Source organism: Fibrisoma limi BUZ 3 (assembly GCF_000296815.2).
Taxonomy (GTDB): Bacteria; Bacteroidota; Bacteroidia; order Cytophagales; family Spirosomataceae; genus Fibrisoma; species Fibrisoma limi.
The window spans coordinates 1,693,995-1,716,156 of the sequence record NZ_CAIT01000006.1 but is presented as its reverse complement, the minus strand read 5'-3'; the positions used below and the strand labels follow the sequence as shown (position 1 = coordinate 1,716,156).

The 22,162-nt window shown below is 56.8% G+C and carries 15 protein-coding genes; 7 read left to right on the top strand and 8 right to left on the bottom strand.

Annotation, left to right across the window (positions count from 1 at the left end; translation table 11 throughout):
- Window positions 1–34: 34 nt before the first annotated feature.
- The 4 genes from BN8_RS15060 to BN8_RS15045 all read right to left on the bottom strand — a co-directional run bounded on the left by BN8_RS15060 (window position 35) and on the right by BN8_RS15045 (window position 5,872).
- Complete coding sequence (locus BN8_RS15060; protein WP_192579051.1) at window positions 35–1,456, bottom strand: C1 family peptidase; 1,422 nt, start codon at window positions 1,454–1,456, stop codon at window positions 35–37.
- An 82-nt stretch (window positions 1,457–1,538) separates the two neighbouring features.
- On the bottom strand, window positions 1,539–2,300 hold the full coding sequence (locus tag BN8_RS31765) for a hypothetical protein (RefSeq protein ID WP_144051670.1): 762 nt from the start codon (window positions 2,298–2,300) through the stop codon (window positions 1,539–1,541).
- Window positions 2,301–2,310: 10 nt separating this feature from the next.
- Window positions 2,311–3,963 carry a LamG-like jellyroll fold domain-containing protein gene (locus tag BN8_RS31760; RefSeq protein WP_009282765.1) on the bottom strand — a complete coding sequence of 551 codons (1,653 nt, stop codon included), beginning with the start codon at window positions 3,961–3,963 and terminating at the stop codon, window positions 2,311–2,313.
- Window positions 3,964–4,234: 271 nt separating this feature from the next.
- Entirely contained in the window at window positions 4,235–5,872 is a 1,638-nt protein-coding gene (locus tag BN8_RS15045; protein ID WP_009282764.1) for an Ig-like domain-containing domain, read from the bottom strand.
- A 198-nt stretch (window positions 5,873–6,070) separates the two neighbouring features.
- Between BN8_RS15045 and BN8_RS15040 the strand changes: the two genes are divergently transcribed.
- The 6 genes from BN8_RS15040 to BN8_RS15015 all read left to right on the top strand — a co-directional run bounded on the left by BN8_RS15040 (window position 6,071) and on the right by BN8_RS15015 (window position 15,499).
- Window positions 6,071–7,357: a hypothetical protein gene (locus tag BN8_RS15040; protein ID WP_009282763.1), complete on the top strand. Its 1,287-nt coding sequence runs from the start codon at window positions 6,071–6,073 to the stop codon at window positions 7,355–7,357.
- 75 nt (window positions 7,358–7,432) lie between these two features.
- A complete protein-coding gene (locus BN8_RS15035; RefSeq protein WP_009282762.1) occupies window positions 7,433–7,807 on the top strand; it encodes a hypothetical protein in 375 nt (124 codons plus the stop codon).
- Window positions 7,808–7,927: 120 nt separating this feature from the next.
- On the top strand, window positions 7,928–9,406 hold the full coding sequence (locus BN8_RS15030; RefSeq protein ID WP_009282761.1) for a hypothetical protein: 1,479 nt from the start codon (window positions 7,928–7,930) through the stop codon (window positions 9,404–9,406).
- A 79-nt stretch (window positions 9,407–9,485) separates the two neighbouring features.
- Window positions 9,486–13,034: a hypothetical protein gene (locus tag BN8_RS15025; RefSeq protein WP_009282760.1), complete on the top strand. Its 3,549-nt coding sequence runs from the start codon at window positions 9,486–9,488 to the stop codon at window positions 13,032–13,034.
- A 16-nt stretch (window positions 13,035–13,050) separates the two neighbouring features.
- Window positions 13,051–13,899 carry a hypothetical protein gene (locus tag BN8_RS15020; protein ID WP_009282759.1) on the top strand — a complete coding sequence of 283 codons (849 nt, stop codon included), beginning with the start codon at window positions 13,051–13,053 and terminating at the stop codon, window positions 13,897–13,899.
- Window positions 13,900–14,017: 118 nt separating this feature from the next.
- Window positions 14,018–15,499 carry a WG repeat-containing protein gene (locus BN8_RS15015; protein ID WP_009282758.1) on the top strand — a complete coding sequence of 494 codons (1,482 nt, stop codon included), beginning with the start codon at window positions 14,018–14,020 and terminating at the stop codon, window positions 15,497–15,499.
- A 6-nt stretch (window positions 15,500–15,505) separates the two neighbouring features.
- Here BN8_RS15015 and BN8_RS15010 read toward each other — a convergent pair whose 3' ends face one another.
- From BN8_RS15010 to BN8_RS15000, 3 genes are read right to left on the bottom strand one after another with little or no spacing between them, the layout of a single operon-like run.
- A complete protein-coding gene (locus BN8_RS15010; protein ID WP_009282757.1) occupies window positions 15,506–16,342 on the bottom strand; it encodes a hypothetical protein in 837 nt (278 codons plus the stop codon).
- Window positions 16,343–16,356: 14 nt separating this feature from the next.
- A complete protein-coding gene (locus BN8_RS15005; RefSeq protein WP_009282756.1) occupies window positions 16,357–17,250 on the bottom strand; it encodes a hypothetical protein in 894 nt (297 codons plus the stop codon).
- A 9-nt stretch (window positions 17,251–17,259) separates the two neighbouring features.
- Entirely contained in the window at window positions 17,260–17,598 is a 339-nt protein-coding gene (locus tag BN8_RS15000; protein WP_009282755.1) for a PKD domain-containing protein, read from the bottom strand.
- Window positions 17,599–17,797: 199 nt separating this feature from the next.
- Between BN8_RS15000 and BN8_RS14995 the strand changes: the two genes are divergently transcribed.
- Entirely contained in the window at window positions 17,798–21,538 is a 3,741-nt protein-coding gene (locus BN8_RS14995) for a PAS domain S-box protein (protein ID WP_009282754.1), read from the top strand.
- Between the two features lie 70 nt (window positions 21,539–21,608).
- Here BN8_RS14995 and BN8_RS14990 read toward each other — a convergent pair whose 3' ends face one another.
- A complete protein-coding gene (locus BN8_RS14990) occupies window positions 21,609–22,046 on the bottom strand; it encodes a WapI family immunity protein (protein ID WP_009282753.1) in 438 nt (145 codons plus the stop codon).
- Between the last annotated feature and the right edge of the window lie 116 nt (window positions 22,047–22,162).

Here is a 22,162-nt window from a genome sequence, read left to right as displayed (position 1 = left end):
TGTGAAACCTTAACTGATCGAGTTATGTACCCGTTTAGGGCGCAGACTTTACTTCCAGCACCAACGGCACAATGTCGCCCTTTTCAAAGATAGCAGAAAAGGCCATACGATCGGGTTCGTACTCGATGCCCTGCGATACCAGCCGGCTGCCCAGCGCCCGCCGTAATCGGGTCTGAACATCGCCCGGTGTCTGGCGCATTCGCTCCAGAATACCCGGCAAATCGGCCAGCAGAGGATTGGTACTATACAGCACGCACACGTAATCGGTCGTGGCCTGTTTGATGACGAGCGCGTCGTTAGGACTGGGAATAACCATCTGGTAACCGGCCATCGGCATCAGATCCGTTTCTTCGCTGCTGGCCGTTGGTTGCCCACCAGCATGGGGTGTCCGGCGGGGATAATGAACATTGGGGCTGTCGCCGGGGCTGAAGCTGAACACGCACATGTACTCGCCCGGGCGAGTGCTCTGCGTGACTAACTGAAACATGTCGCCCTGCTTCCAGTTTTTGCGATCCAGTTGATAGAGTCCAGATGTTAGGTGGTGTGGTCGGACGGTGTCGGCCTGTAGGCTGTTACCGTCGTCGGCGAGGTTCACAAACCGGAACGTACCGCCGAGCCGGTGCTGATTGGGTTTCAGTACGGGTTCCGAATCGGCCAGGGGCATAATGATGCCGCAGCGGGCCACCTGATCGAACGCTCCGTATTTCATCCAGAAGAAACCATCCTGGCCCCAGTTTGGTCCGTAGCTGTTGAGCAGCTTGAACGCCTTGCGAAATTCATCGTAGCCAACCACAACCACGGCGTGGAGCAGGGGCCTGGCAGTCTTGTCAATTACCGGCTCATAGTAGTCGGCTGCTTCGGTCAGCTTGCGGAACCCATCGGTCAGTTCAAGGCCCACTACAACCGGCAAGCCGAGGGATACGTAGTACTTGGTCCAGTAGCTTTTGCTGTCGTTGTTTTTGAATACCCGCAAAGGCTTCTTGACCAGCTTCTGTGGGCTGATTTTGGTAGGAAGCGCATCGGCGCAGGTCAGGTCTGGGACATCGCGGAGCCACACGTCGCCATTTTCGGCCAGGTGGTCGGCAATGGTTTCGAGTTTCTGCCCGGCCGCGCAGTTCTTTCCCATCGACAGCAGCGGATAGATCGGTGAGAGAGCAAAGCGTTGGGTAATGGCCTGCGGATCGTCGCGCAGTTTGGCGTCAATCGCTCGTTGAATGGCATAGGCTCCATAGGCGGTGGAGTAGGCCACGCAGGTATTGCCCGTTTGTCGGGCAGGAACAGGGCAGTAGGGCGACCAGTCGATGCGAAGCGGCAGGGTTGGCATGTCCTTTTCGCCGGTGGGACGGGGCGCAGCCGGTACGTTATTGAACGAGACCGGATCGAAAACCAGACCCTGGGCCAGCGTGGCTAAGGGAAGCAGACAGGCCAGCGTCAATAAGCAGGTAAACAGGCGCATGGATGCAAAAAACAGTTCGAGACAGCGATTTATTCGAACGAACGGCCGGAAGTTCATCGCGGGTGGGTTGTCCGACCGGCACTTACCAGCGATAACGCAGGCCGATCTGGGGTGTCTGTGCGGTTGGATGCCACGATACGCTGGGCACCAGCCGACGGCGCTGAGCATCGTTACGAAGCCCCCGCAACAGGGTAGCCGTCACATCGACCGCCCAGATCAGAGCCGCCGTCCGGGCCGCCACCAGATACCGGCGGTTAGCTGCGTTGGCCTTGTCGTAGAACGGTTGCGCGGTTTCAAGTTTTAAAATCCGTTCGTCTTTGTAACGGGCGTACTGCCGGTTCGATTCGGCACGCTGGGTCAGACCGTAGATCAGCAGGCCCGCGTACGCAGCCGTTACCAAAGGGCGCAGCCCTACTTTATGGCGTGGCTGCACAAAAATATTGCCGATGCCCGGCAGAGCCGCCGAAATCAGGGCATTGGCAGGGCCGCCCCCGATGTAAGTCGCCCGCACGGAAGGTACAACCCCGATGGTTACCGTAACGCTGTCGCCTTCGATGTCGGCATCGCTGGCGACGTCCCAGACAATGGTTTTATTACGTCCCGGTGTCTGACCCAACCCAACATTACCCTGCGTACTCCGTACCGGTAGCACCCCTTTCTGTAAACTCTCGGCCGACAGATACACGGAGTCAAGCCGGGTGGCATTGTCCAGATCGTATATAATCTGGTAGCGAATGCCGTCCCGTTTAATGCGTACGTTCGAGACAGACGCCTTCGACTGAGCCAGGCCGTATCCTATCGGTAGTACCCAGAGCAATAGCAGCAGCCCAGTCCATCGCGTCATATGCTTCATGTTACGGCTTGGCAAGGGCTTTGATTTCTGAGTCGAGCAGCGCCCGATTGTAAAGACGAATGTCATCGATTGAACCTTCCAGGTACTGAGGGTCGGCCCTTGACTGGGCGGCAAACCGAAGCGTACCCCCCCGGCAGTCGTCGATGGTATTACTCAGTGGCAGTCGGGTTTCGGTGGCCAGCAACTCGCCGTTCAGGTATATTTTCAGGGTTTGGCCTTCGTAGCAGAAAAGCAGGTGATTCCAGTCGGACGTCGGGGCTCTGGTCGACGTACCAGTCACGGTTTGCCACCCGCGTCCTTTTTTGCAGTCGCTGTTCTGTTTGATCCCGAACAGGCAGTCGATGGGTCTCTGCTGAGCACTTTGGTTAAGAACCGCTCCGTATTGCTCGGCCTCGCCGTCTTCCCAATAACTTTTCGTGAACAGGCTTTGCTGCGTCAGCGTCACCCGGTTGGTAAGCTTGATCCAGAAACCGACGGACAGGGTGCCGGGCCGAAGCAGCGCGTTGTCGGGAACTTCAAAATAATCGTTACGTCCGTCGAAGCTGAAGGCTGCATTAGCCCTGTTGTTGCGATCCGTAGTGAACGTAGCGCCGTTGAGCAGCGACCCATGCAATTTGTTGGGGCTTTTATCTTCCGCGTTGTTATCGGCGGGGTAGTAAGCAATCAGCCCCCGGTCCAGTTCAACATCGGTCTGGGTTGTCAGCGTCTGAACCAGCCCGTACGAAACTCCGGCTTCGTTGACCGCAAACGCCCGATAGTAGTAGCGCGTATCCGGTTTGAGAGCAGACAGCGGTACGATGATTGAACTCCCTACAACCGTAAAAGTGGGAGGCTGCGTCGCGTCATCAATCGTCGGCAGGGTATTGGTGGCAGAATAACAGATACCGTAGCGCGTGGCGGCCGGGTTGCCAACAGAATCGATGCGCATGTAGACCGTCGCTGAGTTTTTGGTCGTGATGGCTGTTTCGGTCGTTACGCCGGCCAGTGCCCATGTCCGGAACGTAACCGGATCACCATACCCGATGCCCGCGCTGTTTTCGGCAAACGCCCGTACGTAGTACAACGTATTGGGCTTGAGGTTGCTGGCCGACAGGCTATAAGGACGGCCGATAAGCGGCACGAAAGGCAGGGTCATTGAGACCGACTGCGGGTCGCCGACGAACGGTTCGCGGGTGCTGGTCGAGTAGCACACACCACTACGGAGAATTGAACCCCGGCCGTTGTCGCTCACGGTGAATGGCAGCGTAGCCGTACTGATCCGAATATCGGTGGCCGGCCCCGTTGACACCAGCGGGAGGGTTACGTCGCTGACTTCGAAGGACTTGACGACCTCCACCTCATCGGCGCATTTATTACGCAGGATAGCCGTTACGGTATAAGAGCCGGGGTTGCTGTAGGTATGCGTAGTCGATAGCTCGGGCGGGGTCGTAATCTTCTGCTGACCGTCGCCAAAGTTCCAGTGTACCTCATCAATGTCTCCGTTGGGCAGCTTCAACCCGAAATTGACCGTAAGCAGGTTTGCTTTGCGATCGATCTCCGCCGAGGGGGTATCGCAGACAGGAAACTCGCGTTCCGGCAAACTCCACGGACCACAGCCCATCAGGACAGTGAGCAGCAGAATATAGATAGCACTATGGACGCGAGAAACAAACATATTTAGATAAAATACAACGAACAAAGTCGGGCTCGTCGGTTTTCAGCACCAATCTTTGTACAAGTATACACCAGATCCGTTTATTTACCGGCCCAAACCGGAATAAGAAATAGTGACTTTTCGTGAAAGGTAACGAAACGGTGGGATGGATTTCGGTAGCCTGCTGGTTTCAGTAGTTTACTGATTCAGACCCATATTGAGCCGGGATGGTTGCATGATCGTGACCGGCTAAACCCAATGCATAACGAAAAAAGCTGAAATCTATTGAGTGTCAGAAATCATTATCGGTCAGTTCAAAATTCTGCTTGACCAGAATAAAACCGTCTTCATCGCCACCGGGGTAATAGATGATGGGTTCGGGCTGGAGCATCTTCTGGATGTTGCCAGGGTCGCGTCGGCGGTTGCCGTTCAGATCAAGAATCAGCCGGACGCGATACCGGCCCGGTTTTAGTCGCGCAAAGGAGTACGTAGGAGTGCCATACACCGACTGTACTACTACGTTCTTTTCGTCCAGCAACTCGACAATATACTTGTCGCCCACCTGCGCAACCGTGGTGGGGTTAATCCGTCCGGCAATGAGCCCGAAACTCTCTTCATCGGCCAGGGTATATTCGTTTTTGACCCGGGCCACCGTGTCGCCCTGCACACTGATGAACGCTCCTTTTTCCAGCCGCAGGAACAAACTGTCGCGCAGATTGACCGACTTCCGGATGATCAGTCGGCCGAAGCTGTTGCTCCAGGTAAAATTCTCGCTCGTCAGAGGTACGGGTTTGGTACTATCGGCGTAGATGCTGACAAGCTCCGGACTGAATTTGCCCACCGGCCGGTTGAAGGTCAGTGTGAATTCAAGATTGGGGTCAATAGGTTCGCCCGGTGCCGGAACGATCTGTACCGCGAACGCCTGGCGGTTTTTGGCTCTGCTTTTCAACGGCGAGAAGTAAACCCGTTCGCGTAGTTCGGTCAGGTTTCCAGCCGAATCCTGGGCAACCACCGTGAGCGGAATGGTATCGGCGGCTGCCCGGTCGGCCGGGCGGAATAGCCGGATCATCGTTGGCGATTCCAGAAACGACACGAGCGTATCGCCAGGTTTCCCGTAGCGCAGCCGGTAGCCGGCAATGCCGCTGCTCAGTTCCAGTCCCAGCGTTTCGTCGGTTCGTTCGCGTCGGGTAATGCGGGGTTTGCCCGTATTCCGAAAAGCCACGAGGTTAATACCTTCGTAGTTGCGATTCAGGTTCAGGATGCTGTCGCGGAAGGCCACGCGCTCGCCCTGGGTGTTGTTGACCAGGTTCAGGTCTTTATCGTCGAAGCCATAGACCCGGTACTGCCCGGCTTTTACGTTCTCGATCCGGTAGTTGCCGTTGCTGTCGGTGCGCGCGAAATACTGCGGTCGTTTCCGCTGAATGGGCAGCGTATCGGTCGGCGAAAAGAGACCAACCAGAAAGCCCAGGACAGGCCGACGCGACTCGTCGTCGACCACCGTACCGCTCAGGCCCAGTGAGTCGATGGTCGGGCCGGTGCTGAATACTACCTTCGTATTGGTGGCGATATTCCGTTCGGTTATGTCCTTGATGGCATCGGCAAAATCAATGGTATAGGTCGTGTTCGGTTGCAGCGGCTTGTCAAACGTTAGCCGGATACCCAGCGGCTGCGACCGAACAAGGAACGTATTGCTATCCTGAGGGGTGATGGTGACCTTCTGCTGAATGTTTTCCGTATTGACGTATTCGTCAAATTCGAGTTCGACGGTTTTGCCCGTGTAGTTGAGCTGTCGGTTCGTCGGTACGCTACGGACGAGCTTGGGCGGTATGGTATCTTTTTTGCCGCCCGGAGGCTGAGCTACCTGTGCACAATTGTGGAACAGGAGCGGAAGTGACAGCAAAAAGAAAAGAATTAGCGAACGAAACTGCATGATTTAGTAAAGGACGTGCAAAGTAAACGCCGTTTCTTCGTTATACGTTACGGCAGTGGTGAAATGGTGTGTGTACTGAGTACGGTAAGTAAAATTTTAAGAAAAATTAAGCGTCTATGAATCGTCGGTGGGGTAGTCTGTTCCCATTTGGTACCTTTGCCGATTATCCGTTTTCCGCATCTGTTTAAACTGTAATACATGATTCGAACCCGATTTAGTTTAGTACTGCTGCTGACTTTTGGAGCGGCCTGGTGGTTTTCGGGGTGTAATCTGGCCCCTCAGGAAGAAACGCCCACGGCCCCCAAAGCTGATACCATCCGCCAGATCAACGTGTTCCTGGAAACATCGGCCAGTATGAACGGCTACCTGCGCGGCAGCACCGAATTTAAAGATATCGTATCGGAACTGGTCACCAAAGCCGCGCAGATTGAGCCGGTACGTCAGCCGCTGGCGCTCTATACCATCGATAAAGACCTGAAGCCGTATTCGGGTGGGGTCAATGCCTTCAATGAAGGCCTGGCGACCACCCCACTGGCGACCGGCAAAAGCTCCGAGCTGCACCGGATTTTTGAGCAGGTGGGCGCTAAAGCCCGCAACGGTGAGGTGGCCCTCCTGATTTCCGACTGCGTACTGTCGTTTCCGGATGCCGAGATCCGGAAGAACCCGGAGATCAACCGTACCGATGCGTCGAGTGTCCTGAAAAATGCGATCAACCAGCAGTTTGCCCAGCTCCGCAAGGATACCATCAGCGCGTCGGTCTATGCCTTCGAATCGGCGTTTAACGGTACCTACTACGACTACCAGAATAAAAAGCAGACGCTCAACGGCGAAAAACGGCCGTTCTACGTCTGGGCCATCGGCAAGCAGCGCGTACTGACGCTATTCAACCAGCAGTTGCAGGAACGCCTGAATGCCAAACCTGAACACCGGCTCGACTTTGGCGCGGGAAAGACCGTAACGGACTATGACCTGTTCTTCACGCTGAACCGCCAGGGCGAAAACTGGGAAGCCGACAAACCTGCCATCAACAACCTCAAAAAAGTGAAGCCCGATGCTCCGGCTGAGTTCGCCATCGGTGTCGACCTGAGCGGCCTGCCGACCTACGCCCAGACGGAGGATTTCCTGACGAAGAACCTGGTGGTATCGGCCGGGAACGCCAGGGTGAAGCTCGTAAAAGTGGAAGAACGCGACGATGTGAAAGACACTGAACGACTGAAAGCCAACGAATCGCGGATGCTGAGCGAGTCGTCGCACGTACTGACGTTCCGGGTGTCGCAGCTTTTCGACGCCCAGACGCCCGTAACTATTACGCTTCCGGTGCGTTATGATACCTGGTACGTCGGCCAGTCGACCATGGACGACCGGACGCCCGAGAATCGGCAGGGCAAGACTTTCGCGCTCGAACACCTGATGAACGGCGTCCGCGAGGCCTACGAGACCGGCGCGGGTTCGTTCCTGAAATTGTCCATCACGCTTAATCAATAGGTATTCGGTTCGTGGTTATTACCCCAGTAACTACGAACCACAAACCACAAACTGTCTTTAAATCGAAACCCCCTCATGTTTACGGCTCTTTACGAACTGTTCATTGGCAAAAACCCCGATCCTACGTACCGCAATGCGGTGTTCACTTCCGTCGGTACACTTACCCTACTCATCATGCTGGTGCTGGCCGCCCTTTTTTACCTGTTGCTGGGGCGCTGGCGGGCCGTTTTTCACCGGACCAGTCACTGGATTCTCACGCTGGTGATTGCCCTCATCATCGGCTTTTCGCTGGCCATCAGCTACGCCAAAGATGCCACCGGCGAACCCAGCGCCGACAGTTATATGTACGGCTTTGCGGGGGTGAATCTATTGTGGGCGCTGATCGTCTTTGTGGGCGCATCAGCCTTGTTCCGGCGTGGTTCTGTGTACGCCCGGCATACGCCATTTTAAGTTAAATAAAGGTGTTTGGTTTACGGTTTTGAGTTTCTAGTTGCTACCTCAGGTCATACCACCGCAGGTAGCGGAGTACAGAAAACCGTAAAACACAAACCGTACAACCGTTTTTACAACATGAAACTTTTCCTCTTCGCAATTGGCGGTACGGGTGCCCGGGTGCTACGCTCGCTGACGATGCTGCTGGCGTCCGGTGCCAAAACCCCCGCCGACCTGACTATTGTGCCGATTCTGCTCGATATGGATATGCAGAACGGCGATACAGCCCGGGCGCTGGATGGGGTAGAACTCTACCGAACCATCCGCAATTCGGCCTACCCGAACGGTAAAGCGCCGGACACGCGGGCGTTCTTCGCGGCTCCGATGCAGTCGCTGGGTACGTTGCAGAGCGACGGTGCCCAGGAGCGCATCGGCGACTCGTTCCTGCCGCAACTGACCGAGCACCAGGGTACGTTCGAGACATTTTTGAACGTCAGCACGATGGACGACATCGACCGCGAACTGCTCAAAACGCTGTACGATAACTCCGCCCGCCCGACCAGCGCCGAACTGAAACTGGATCTGTCGGTAGGTTTTAAAGGCAATCCAAACATTGGCAGCGTAGTGTTCAACGCGCTGGAAGATGCCCCCCTGTACCGGTATTTCGTCGGGGCGTTCAACAACGATACCGACCGGATTTTCATTATCAGTTCCATCTTCGGCGGAACGGGCTCGTCGGGTTTTCCGCAATTGGTAAAACTCCTGCAGGACCCCAGCCAGAAAACACCGATCCGAAACGCCCGGAAGGGGGCCGTGACGGTGATGCCGTATTTTGCGCTGGACGAGAATTCGCAGAGCGCCATCGATCAGAACCGCTTCAACTCCAAAACGAAGGCCGCGCTCTCCTACTACCAGAGTCAGATTCACCTCGATTCGCTGTATTACATCGGCGATAAGCCCGGCGCGAAACTGTATGCGAACGTAGAGGGCGGAGCCAAACAGACCAACAACGCCCACGTGGTAGAGATGCTCGCGGCCGAAGCCGTGCTGGACTTTGCCAACCGGAGCGCGGGCGAATTTGCCGGTAAAACCTACTACGAATACGGGCTCCGACGCGACGACCGAAACCTGAATCTGGTGCATTTCGCGGATGCAACCTACCAGAACGTGCTGCTGTCGCTGGTCCGGTTCTCCTACGCCAGCAAGTTCTACGTCGATTACATTCCGGCCAACCTGCGCGAGTCGTTCGCCAAGAGCCTGAACCTGCCGCAGCAACTGGGTACCGGCACCTATTACGTTGCCCTGACCAAATTCATGGGCGATCTGTACCGGCGGTGGCTGGCCGAAATGGCCGACAATGACCGGCGATTTGATCCGTTCAACTTCGCAACGGATTTCAACGGACTGGTGCGCGAAAAGCAGATTGAAACCAAAACTTTCATGGGTTTCGGCGATAAAGGCATCACCGACAGCTTCCTGCTCAACCAGGCCGGCGACATCGAACCGAAACTCATGGCCCCGTATCCGCAGCCCGAGGCCCGGCTCATGCACCTGCTGATGGCCGTGGCGGATCGCTGCACGGAGAAACTCGGCGACCTGAATCGACAGCTTGTTTAACTACTGGTTCGACGTAGCTGGTACGACCAGCGCCCGAACAGGAACGTCAACCTACGAATCTCAACCTACGAACTGATCAATGCCTCATATCCTTCGCATCGACAACGACCCGAACGTTATTGAACAGAATCACCAGGGCTGGACGGCCAGCAATACTGGCCTGGTGGGTAATCGTATTGAACACATTCCCGATACCATGCTGAATCAGGCGGGAATGGCCGCTAAATCAGGTACGTCCATTCCGTCGCCATTTGCGCGGCTGTACCTGTTCGACGCGGCTTTCCGGCTGGTGATGAACAACCTGCGGCCGTCGCAGCCGACGATGTACCACGTACTGGTATCGCACTGCCTCGACCTGCTCGAACTGTTGTTTCAGGGCGGCAACAGTCCCGATATGACGTATCGCATCTGGAACCGCGCCGACCGGCTGTCGTCGCTGACCCAGAAAGCTCCCTTAGCCAGTTCACCCAATCGGCGTCACCCGCACGCGGTACTGGCCAAGGCGCTCGAACTGGACATGCGGCACGACCTGGCCGACCTGCAGAACGTGACCCTGATCTATTACAAAGGCGCACTGCTGGGCGGTACGTCGCCCCTGACCCTGGTGTTTACCTCGCCGAACTGGGAGCAGGAGCGCCAGAACAAGTTTCTGGACCCACCCAAGAGCAGCACCGGCCGGACGCTGTTTCAGAATGATTACGTACCGCTCGAAAACCGCGACCGGACATTTGTAACCTACCTGAGTCGCCTGTTCGATGAATACAAAGGGCGGTTGCCGCAAAACAGTGGCCTGACGTTGTTCCTGGACAAACTATTCCGCGACAATCCGTATCCGTTGCCGGTTGATGCGGGCCGTACGCTGGCCGACTTCGATCCCATCCGGACGGGCATTGAAGGCAACAGTACGTTGCAGGTCATCGGTGGGCTGCCGCTCTATGCCGTTCGGGCCGACGACGTGCTGGAGGAAATCGAGCGCGACAGCGATTTTGTGATGCTGCCGACGGTACAGCATTATAAATCGGAAACCCGACCTAATGGTGTTCGGACGGACGTGCGTACCCCGCTGGCGCTGGCGTCGCGGATGGACGTACGCGGCCGGTACGTTAAAAATACTGACTGGGACCCGCGCACGGTGATTCCGGCGGCTTCGCTGAATGATCTGAGTGGGGGCGGTTTGCTGGCCGATCGGCGACTGCCGGGTGTTGACAATGTGCAGTACCCGTTCGTGACGACCGACGATTTCCTGGAGGATTTTCTGATTCGGGTGCCGTATAAGATCAACAACGAACGCTTCTTCACGGGAACGCTTAACCGCGCCGACTGCGACTTCCTGCTGCCGGTACGCAAAGAATACTTCAACTTCTTTACGCTCGAAGACCTGCGCGACAACCTGACGCTCGACGTACAGGAAACAAGCGTCGTTGCTACGTTGCGCATACCCGTGCGGGGGGCTAACATCCGCTACGTGGAGTTCCGCCGGACGTACGACCTGAGCAAAACGGAAACCGCCTACAAACTGCCGGTTGGCATGGGTTTCTTCCCGTTCTACCGCATGACGCGCCCCGAGCAGCAGGCCGTGAACCAGTACACGGTGCTGGTCGCTGATGGCAGTACGTCGCAGGCGACAACGGTCGGTTTCTTCCGCTATGCCGATGTGGTGGGGCGGCAGGCACTGCCCGTGGCCCGGCCAACGCCCCGTAGTCCCAAAGACGGCGAGCGGCCCGCGTCGTATTTCTACAAGGTGCCGCAGGCCTTTGACCTGGTCGAACTGAAGCTGTCGTACGAAGGCATTCCGTACCGGGGGCTGGTGCTGCCGCAGTTTCAGCTGGTGGGGGATAATAATTACCGGGAGTTCACCTTCGCCGTTGACTTCGGTACGTCGAATACACACGTGGCCTATTCGGTACGTGACGAAGGCGCTGAGCCGGACGCACTGACGGTGACCGATGCTGATCTGCAAACGGTGCTGCTCAACAAACCGTACAAGGATGCCAACCTGCCCAACGTCTACAGCAGCTATCACCGGCCCATCAGCTTCGGTGACCTGGAGCAAATAGAACCGCTGATCCGACGCGAATTTGTGCCGTCGCTCATCGGGCGGGACCCGCGGCTGGGAACGCCTTTTGCATTCCCGCTTCGTACGACCGTGTACGAGCGCGAGGGCCTGACCGAAGGGGGCGACTACCTGTTCAGTAAGCTGAACCTCGGCTTCAACATCGACCTCGAACAGGGACGGCCGGACGGTAACCGATACCAGACCAACCTGAAGTGGCTGTTCGAGAACCGGCCGCACGATACGTTGAATGATCTGCGGGTTCGGACGTTCTTTGAAACCCTGCTGCTGCTGATTCGGCACAAAGTGTTGCTGAACAAAGGCGACGTAGCCAAAACCCGGATTGTCTGGGTCGCGCCGTCGAGCATGAGCCGCCGGACGCGCAACCGCCTGACGGCCGAGTGGCAACAGGCCGCCCGCAACGTATTCGGAACCGATCAGAATTTCGAGAGTACACCCATTCTGGAATCGCTGGCGCCGTACTTCTACCTCCAGCAGCAGAACGCCATCCTCAGCACAGCCGACGCCGTTAACGTCGACATCGGGGGCGGTACGTCGGATATTATGGTGTTCGCCAAAGGACAGGACCGCTATTTCAATACGTCGTTCCGGTTTGCCGCCAACGACATCTGGGGTGGGGGACTGGACGAAACGGGTTCGCCATCGGCCACGCGCAAAGACAACGGCTTCCTGACAACCTTCATGGCATTCCGGCGCAACAACCCGAGCAGCCGCGCCACCGAAGCCGACCAGACGCTGGACGCATTCATGGACCCGGCCCGCAACATGACCGCCGAGGATGTGATCAGCCTGCTGTTCAAATACGATTCGCATTTCCAGTTCACGAAGTCGATTCAGAACCAGCAGCCGGCGCTTCAGGTGGTGCTGTACCTGCACTACGCGGCCATCATCTACCACCTGGTGCAACTGATCGAAAACCAGTCGAAGCAGGACCCGACGGCCCGCCCGCTGTCGCTACCGCGCTTCCTGACGTTTACGGGCCGGGGTAGCCAGTACCTCAACCTGCTCGGCACCCGCAACGATCTGGTCGACTATACCCGGCTACTGTTTGAAGCTTATTCGGACCTGCCGGTACCGGGCAACTTCGAGATTCTGATGACGCCGAATCCGAAGGAAACGACCGCTAACGGGGCCGTGCGCTATCAGAACGCGCCGGATCGCAACGCGTATCGGAACAACGAGCCAACGGCCTACTGGGGTACAGAGCCCACCGGAACGGCCGCGTTTGTTTACAACCAGACCCGCGCGGGCGACGTAACGCAACAGGCTGGCTTTCACGAGTCGGTGCTGCGTAACGTACAGACGTTCCTGGAGAAAACACTGAAAAATTCGGCTATTACGGGCTTCCTGCGCGAGTTTGAAATCCAGCGGCCGGAAGAGTATTACCAGTTCCTGACCGGGCCGGATCTGATGCACAGCCGGTTGTACGATAGCTACATGCTGGCTAAGATGTCGCTCGAACGCAGCCCGGACCAACTGTTGTCGGAGACGTTCTTCTTTCTGCCGCTTAAACACGCGCTGTACGAACTATCGAAACACATTGCTCAGGCTTAACCCATCCATCTTCATTATGACGAAACAACTGGTAAAAGCAAACTGGCTGATCGGATTGATGGTATTTGGCTTGGCCACGGTCGTGCAGGCACAGGATTCAACCCGCGTGGCATCGGCCGGGAGCGCAGTAATGTACGGACGGTTGGCCATGATTTTATCGCTGCTGGCGTTGATTGGCGTAGTATTGTTGTGGCGTCGAACAATGAATGCACCTGCTTCAGCGCGCGATACGGCCCGGTCGCCGGACGTAAATCAGAGTGTTATCAACGAACTGAGTGGTCGCATAAAAACGCTTGAACAGGAACGGAATCAGACGAAAAAGCGCCTGGACGTACTGGAAAGCAGTCTGGAACAACTGCGTCAGCGGGCGACGGCTCCGCAAAACCAGTTTCGGGAATCGCAGCCGGTTCGTAACGAGCCGATTCCTGACGTACCGTCCCGGACCAGTGCAGCACCACCACAGCCACAACCCGTGCCCGAACCAGCTCCGGCTCCCGCCGTTAGTCAGTCGCAGTCCCGGACACGAACGGCCCCGGCTCCTGCCATGCCCAGCCGGCTTTTCGCCCGGACGGCCGACGTACCCGGCGGGTTCAGCGTGGGGAGTCTGACCGAATCGCCCAGTCGGCCGATGGTGTTTATCATTACGCCGACCGCTCCAATGCAGGCGACCTTCCGCGTGTCCGACGACCCCGAAGCGCAGCGGCTGGCCCTCAGCGACCCGTATTCGTACCTGAGCGAAGCCTGCCAGTATAATTCGAGACCCGAACCGAACAGCCGAATCGTAACGGTTTCGGAGGGACGGCTGAGTTTGCAGGGCGAAATCTGGGTAATTGTGCAAAAAGCGGAAATTAGTTTTACCGCCTGATGTGTTATGTAGGTTGACGGTTGTGGGTTACAGATTGATGAACGGTCGGGCGATACTGGCCGCGTTACTGTACCTTTGGCCGGTAAACAACAACCATCGTACTACGTAGGCGGTATCTATGACGCTTCATGAATTACAGGAACGTATAAAAGAGGAGGTTATTCTGCACGACGGCGACTTGAAAGAGTGGCAGTGGCGACGGAATGGCCTTCTTACCGAAGCCGAACAGGACGGTCTGTCGGCGGCTGAGTTTATGCGGCAGGTCAACGACGTGAGTTATCGCGTCGGGGGCCTGTTTCCGCGTATCCACGCCCTGCGCGATAAAATCACCGACTACGCCCGCGCCGACCGAAAACAACTAACCTCGGGGCATCTGAACGAAATCGTGACGGAAGCCGAACGGCTGACGCTGTCGCGTGCGTTCGTGGCCGATCGCTGGATTCCGTCGATTCTGGCCACCATTCCCGACCCGGCACCCGTTGCCGAGCCGGTGCGCCCGGTTGCTCCACCCACACCGGCACCCGCACCACTGCCACCCCAGCCGGCTGCTACCATCCCGGCTGAACCCACTCCGCAAACATCAGGACTGAGCCGCGATGAGATTCGCCGGCAGGTAGCCGCCCGACTCGATCAGTACAAAGCCGTGAAGCTGATTCCGGCGCAGGCGTTACGTGGTCTGTACGACATCAGCCCGGCTGATGAGCCGATCATTACGGAGGAAGCGTTTTCGTATCTTGTATCAAATTTCTACCAGGCCACCCAGGAGCCGCACGGCAACTCGCTCCGCGACCGGCTGCTGTCGACCGACTGGCATCACCTGCTGCGCGAGGAGCCGACACCCCCACCCGCCGTACCGAAAACCGAACCCGCTAAAGCCAAACCGATCGTTGTGCGCTCGTTTCGGGCTAATCCGGGCCGCGTTCGGAAAGGCGAAGCTGTTATGCTGGAGTGGGAGGTGGAAGGCGTCCCGTTCGTGACGGTCGATGATCTGGGGTCGATGCTGTCGCCAACTGGTCGGGGCCGCGTGATTCCGTCCAAAACGACCAATTATCACCTCTTCGATCCGTCCGATCAGCCGCTGAGCCAGTTGACTGTGGATGTGATGCCGCCCAACCGCAGCGGGTTCTGGGGTGTTCTGTTCGCGGTGGCGCTATTGCTGATGCTGTACTGGTTTTTGCAGAGTACGTTCGGGCAAAAAAATAACCGGGATACGGATCGAGATAGACCCAAGGTTGAAAGGACGACCAGTGAAACGTCGGAAAAAACCACTCCCCAGCGTTCCCGAAAAACCCGTCGAAAGAAAACAACCGACCAGCCGGAAATGACCCGCTCGTCGGATAATGCCTATCGATCCGATGAGCCTGAGGCAATTCCGCGGGCTGCAAAGGCAATCCGTCCCTACGACGACATCCGGGATGAACGGGGCCAATATGGCGAACAACAGGCGTCGCAGGATGGTGAGTGGGGGCTCTGGCTCGACGACCACTGGCTGATCCAGCCGGTTTATGACGACATCAGTGTGTTCAGAAACAAGCGGGCTACCGTTTTGCAGAACGGGCAGCAATACCAGATCGACATCAACGGCGAGCGCATCCGGTAATCGGCCTCAGTCGGGAATGAGTTGCACCTGTAGATTCAGGAACTTAACGGTGGTTGACGCCGAAATAAAGCCGATGCCATTGCCGTTGAACAGCCTGAAATCGTGGGGACTGTTCTCCACTTCGCGCCCATTGATGTAGAAATGCAGTTTGTCGCCGGCCTTTCGAACCGTCAGCGTGTTCTGCACCGGATCAACGGGGACCTTCGGATCGGTCAGCTTACCGGGCATATACTGGGCAAAAGAAGTGCCGTTCACAACTGTTTTGATGGAAACCTGGTTGGTGCCGACGATCCTGAACTGGCAGTTGTTCTCCGCGTCTTTTACCCCGATCAGCAGGCCCGCATCAGGTTTGACGCCGGGCGGCACAACCATATCGACCGTTACGGTAAAAGAGGCTGCCTTGTTCAGGTTGACCGACTGGGGCAATTTAATGTAGCACTGCGCCGGTTTTGGGCTGGGCGGCAGGGCCTTGCGGATGTAATACCCCCCTTTGGCAATTTCAAATTCGTAGCCGTTTCGCCGGCCTACCAGCCATAGGTTGTTGTTGCTTTCGAACGATTCGCGGAACAGCAGCGCGTTGGGCGCGGCCGTTACGGTTCGGGTCGGCGTGGTGGTTGTGGGGCGTCTGGCAACTGCGGGAGCAGTGGCCGTGTCGGGGCGCGGACGGGCGACGGGGGGCGTTGTAGCCGTGGTGGCGGGCGCTACCCTCACCGGCGGGGGGGCAGCGGTTGCTCGTTTGACGCGAATAAATACCCAATCGCTGGTGGCTGACCCGACGGTCGTTTCCTGCGCCCAACTGGTTGTCGACACGATCAGCAGAGTAATGAAAAGGACTAAACGCATAGCTTTCGTGTGTTTCAGAACGAATAATGCAATACCACCGTGGGCTGACCTGCCTGCCAGCCGGGATGCCAGCTAACGCCCGGCGCTGGTCGTCGGTTGTTGCGGACACCCCGGAGGAAGGTCAGGACAACATCGGTTGCCCAGACGACGGCGGCTGCCCGCGTGGCAATATAGTACCGCTGATGCAACTGATTGGCCTGGTCGTAGTAAGGCTCAGCCTCCGTTACGTTACGCTGCTGTTCGTACAATCGGTACTGCTCGCGTGACTGCTGGCGTTGAATGAGCCCATAGGCCATCAGGCCGTAGCAACCGACGGTGACCATCGGTCGGAAGCCAATCACGGGGCGGGGTGTCTGCACAAAAATGTTGCCGATGCCCGGTGCTACAACCGACAGCAATGCCCAGCCCGGTCCGGCCCGGCGCTGACGCGGCTGAAACGTCGTATCGGGGGTGGTAGGTGTTGCTTGCGGCCGGGCGGGTTCGGTGGTGGCCGGTTCCGGTCTGACAGGCACCGGGCGCGGAGATTGGGTAACGGCGGCCGGTGGCGGTGAGGTAGCGCCGGTTCGTTTCACCAGTACGGTAGCCCGGATGTCGCCCTCAACTTCGTAGCCGTTACCCAGCAGGTTCCAGTACACCCGTCGATTCGGGCCGGGGATTACGTTCAGGCCCAGATCGCCGGTGATGTAGGCTTTGCCGGGTAATAAGACGCGGCCCTGTCGGTTCTGGGCGCGAACGTACACCGAGTCGCCGGGCAGATTCCCGCGGATGTTGTAGATGATTTCGATGCGCTGGCTGTTGACCTGCCGGACACGTACCTGCGTGACCTCGACCTGAGCCATTCCCGGAGCGCTGATGAGCAGGAGCAGAACGGGAAGTAACCGAAACAAAAGGAGTACGGGCTGGGTCATACGGTAGGGTCAATTGCGGACAGTAATTTTTTTGGTAGCCGTGAACGAATCGTTGCAGCGGTTGGCGATGACGATTGTAACGGTATAGTCGCCGGGACGGTCGTAGCTGTACGTAACACGAGTACCAACGCGTCCCCGGTTTTTACCGTCGCCGAAGTCCCAGCCCACGGCCCCAATGTCGCCCTGCGCGTTTTCGACGAAAAACGTAACGTCCAGCAGGTCGGCCGTATAGCCAATATCGGCACGTGGCTGTACACAGGTCGGGAACGTTTTGCGTTCCAGATTGAACGGTTCGCAGGCGGTCAGCGCCAGTACCATACCCAGAAAAATGACCCAGATTCGATGCATAAACGCTGTGCAAAGGGAAAAAACAAAGTACGTAAAAATAGACGTATGACTGCCGCGACTTCGATCAATTGGCCAGTCTACGGCCGGAATCGGTATTTTTCGTATATTTAATCGTACGTTATCGTGGAACAGGCCGTAGTCCGCTCCAGGTTAGCCTGTAACCGACGATACGCTCACTAAGTTACTGACTCACTGCCTCATGCGCTGGTCTGCTAAAACCAAAGACGAACTCATAGCCGAAATTAACCGGCTCCATATCTTAACCGACGGTAGGGCGAACCTGACCGACGGACTGCATCCACCGACTTTCGACGTTCGCCAGACGGTCGACCAACTGAATCTGATCGGCCTGACAATCGAGCGCGACGGAACGCTGAGCTACGTGAATCCGTACACGTACCGCGTCACGGCCTGGCTGCCCGACGAGATTGTCGGCAAAAATTTCTTCGACATTTTCATTCCGGCTGCCGACCGTGCCCGGCTGGAGCAGGACTTCGATGAAGCCCTGGACCGGGGTGGCTTCAACGAACAACGCGAAATCACCCTGCTGGCCCGCAGCGGGGCCGTCCGGAACGTACAGCTCAATTCGTTCATCCCGTACCAGGAAAACGGACACGTATCGTCGTTTACGATCATCGGCGAAGATGTTACGAATAAAAAACGCGTGGCGTCGGCTTTGTCGTACACCAACGCCCAGTTGCAGGACCTGGTCGATAACACCAGTGACCTTATCCAACTGCTGACCCTCGACGGTAAATTCATTTTCGTGAACCGGGCCTGGCGCGAGGCTCTGGGCTATGGTTCCGAACAGATTGCGGCCCTGAATCTGCGTGATGTGCTGCACCCCGACTACGTCGAGTCTACCCTGGCTATGCTCAAACGCATTCAGGAGGGGGGGCAACTGCCGTATTTCGAGACGGTGTTCCGAACCAAAGGTGGGCGGACCATCTACCTGTCGGGGAGTGTTAACTGCCGATTCGACCGGGGGCGCCCCACGGCCTTCCGCTGCATCCTGCACGACACAACCGCCAAGATCCGGGCCGAAAAATCGCAGAAGCTGTATTACAGCATTGCGAACTGGATGATCAATACGCCCAACCTCGACGAGTTTTACCACAAGATTCACGAGGAACTGGGCAACATCATCGACGCTCGAAATTTCTTCATTGCGCTCTACGACCAGAGCAAAACGTACCTGTACTTCCCATACTACGTCGATGAATATTTTGGCGGTAATATGCGGTTCACGAAGCGGAAGCTTGGGAACGGCCTGACCGAATACACCATCCGGGCCAACAAACCGCTGTTTCTGTACGAGAAGGACATCCGGCAGATGGCCGAACAGCATACAATCGACCTCTACGGACAACTACAGCCCAAGGTGATGCTGACGGCTCCGCTACGGATCGGCGACGAAATTACGGGCATCATCGGCGTTAAATCGTACGATAACGCGCTGACCTACGGCCCACGGGATCTCGAACTGCTCGAATTCATTTCGGGGCAGGTGGCGCTGGCTATCGCCCGCAAGCAGTCGGAGGTGGCCCTCGACAAGCAGAACGCCCGGCTCAATGCGATCTTCGACAGCAGTACGTACCTGATCTGGTCGGTCAATAAGGCGCTCCAGCTCACCTCGTTTAACCGGAACTATACCCGCTTGATCGAAAGTCAGTTGGGCGAAGTGCCGACCCTGCACGTCAGTACGCCCAAGCTTGGCTGGCGAATGATCGGCGAGGAGAACCGCCGGTTGCTGGAAGAAAAATACCGGCAGGCGTTTCGGGGCGTACCGCAGAACTTCGAACTGTATTTCGAGACCGGGAAAGGCGAAACCTGGCTGGAGTTTCACCTGAACCCGATTCTGCTGGCTGGCGGTGTTATTGAAGAAGTGTCGGGTATTGCCCGCGACATTACCAACCGCAAACGCGCTGAAATTGCGACGCGCCAGAGTGAAGAGAAATTCCGGGGGATCTTTGAAAACCTGCAGGACATCTACGCCCGGGTGGACCGGAAGGGCCGTCTGACGATGATTAGCCCGTCGGTCTTCAAGCGGATGGGCTACACGCCCGAGGAGGTGCTGGGGCAGGACGTTACGCAGTTTTTCCTCGACAAGAGCGTAATCCACCGGGCCATGATCAAACTCGGGCGCAACCGCAGCCTGCGCAACTTCGAAGCGACCATGCGCCGGAAAGACGGCACCGAGCGGCAGTTTATGTTCAACATGCTGCTGCTGAAAGACGAGCAGGGGACGTATTCGGTGGTGGCGGCCCTGGCCCGCGACATTACGGAGTTGAAACGGCAGGCCGCCGAACTGGTTAAAGCCAAGGACGAAGCCGAACGGTCGCTGAAAGTGAAAGAGCGGTTCCTGGCCAACATGAGCCACGAAATCCGTACGCCGATGAACGGGGTGATCGGTATGATCGATCTGCTCACGGATACGCAACTCAATGACGAACAGCGCGAATACGTCCGGACGATCAAACGATCGTCGGAAACGCTGCTGAACATTCTGAACGATATTCTTGATCTTTCGAAGATCGAAGCGGGTAAGATGGTGCTGCACGAAGCACCGGTGGCCCTTAAAGAGATCTTTGAAAAGCTGATCGCGCTGTTCGGTCAGCAGGCCGCTTCCAAAAACAACCGGCTGACGTATCAACTCGCCGAGGAACTGCCGACGTTTGTGATCGCCGATCAGACCCGACTGCTTCAGATTCTGTCAAATTTGACGTCCAACGCCATCAAGTTTACCGAAAATGGTTCGGTGGATGTAGACGTATCGCTGGTGAGCAAGCGTGGCAAGTTTAACCGGATTCGGATAGAGGTACGCGATACGGGTATCGGTATTTCGCCCGAGAACATCAACCTGCTGTTCAACTCGTTCAGTCAGGTCGATACGTCGTCGCGGAAGTCGTTTGGCGGTACGGGGCTGGGGCTGGCCATCTCCAAAGAACTGGCACATCTGATGAAGGGCGAAGTCGGCGTCGAATCGGAGGTCGGCAAGGGCAGCACGTTCTGGTTCATCATCGAATTGAAAGAAACTGCCATCAGCCCGACGCAGCAGACGACCGAAGCCGCCGAAGTGACGCTGGCCAACTTCTTCAGCGAGTATCACCCCCAGGTATTACTGGTCGACGATAACGCCGTGAACCGGAAAGTTGCCAGCGAAATCCTGCGCAAAGCGGGGTGTATCGTCACGACTGCCGCCAGTGGGCCGGAAGCGATTGCCAGCGTAGCGCATGGGGCAGGGGGCAAGGGGCCAGATGCGACTGTAACCACGGTGACCCCCACGCCCGATACCCCACGCCCCACGCCTTTCGACGTCATCTTCATGGACATTCAGATGCCCGATATGGACGGCGTTGAAACGACCCGCCACCTGCGCGAGCAGTTTAAACAATTACCGCCCATTGTTGCCATGACGGCCTATTCCATGCGTGAGGATCGGGAGCGGTTCCTGAGCCAGGGGCTGGACGATTACATTGCCAAACCCATCAGGGCGCAAAGCCTGATTGCGAAGGTAAAGGAACTGGTCGATGCAGGTCAGTCGAAACGTGCGAGTACCGAACTGGCCCGGAAACAAAAGCGCGTAGCCGAAGAAGCCGCCCTACCGGTTATCGATCAGGAAATTGTGGGGCAGCTACACGACATCGGAGGTCAGGAACTGGTCGACAGCGTATTTGATGAGTTCGTGACCGAAGCGACCGAACTCGTCAATGGAGCCAAAGATGCCTTTACGCTCGGCGACATTCCGACTGTTAAAAGTCATCTGCACACGCTGAAGGGGAGTGCCGGAACGATTGGGGTATCGAGGGTGGCTTTCATTGCCCGTGAAGCGGAAGGAAAACTCAAAGTCAACGACTCACGAACGCTGGGCGAGGAATTGAATCAGTTGGATAAAGCGTTCACGGAATTTCTTGATACGTACGCAGCCGTGAAGAAATAGCGGGGCACGGACCACCAGTCCGTAACGATCTGTTATTGCCAGGCTACATTCAGAGCCTGGCAATAACAGGTTAGTCCCGTACCGGAAAATGGCGGAACTGACTCTCCAGGTCGCCGATTGCGTGCTGAAGTTCCGCACGATCGGGAGTTACCGGCATCCAGAATGGCTTACTGTCAGCGTGCCAGTTTGGCTGCGCTTCGTTGCTCATTTTGATGCGTAGCGTATACTGATTGCCTTTGTGGGAAACGTTGTTGAACCCCAAACCTGGCTCTATAAACGTCAGCTTTGGCGACAGTTCCCGTTCGTTGGCAACGGAGCGCATCCATTTCAGCAGCAGCTCAATCTCCCAGGTTGACAAAAGAGGGGCCGTGCGAACGCATTCATGGCCGTTGTAGCGGGTTCTCAGGCTGACAATTAGCCAGTTGCGGTCCAGAAAAAAAGGAGAATCGCTGTATTCGTAGTCGAGTATATTCAGCTCGAAGACGCCTTCGGGTCCGGTCAGTTTCATGGTTAATTAAGGAAAGTTATGAACGGGTACTCGATTCGGAAGTGCCGGTAACAATTAAGTTAATCCGCCGACGGAGGAGGGGCTGCGTCAACGGTCTAAAGCAGAGCTAAAATTCA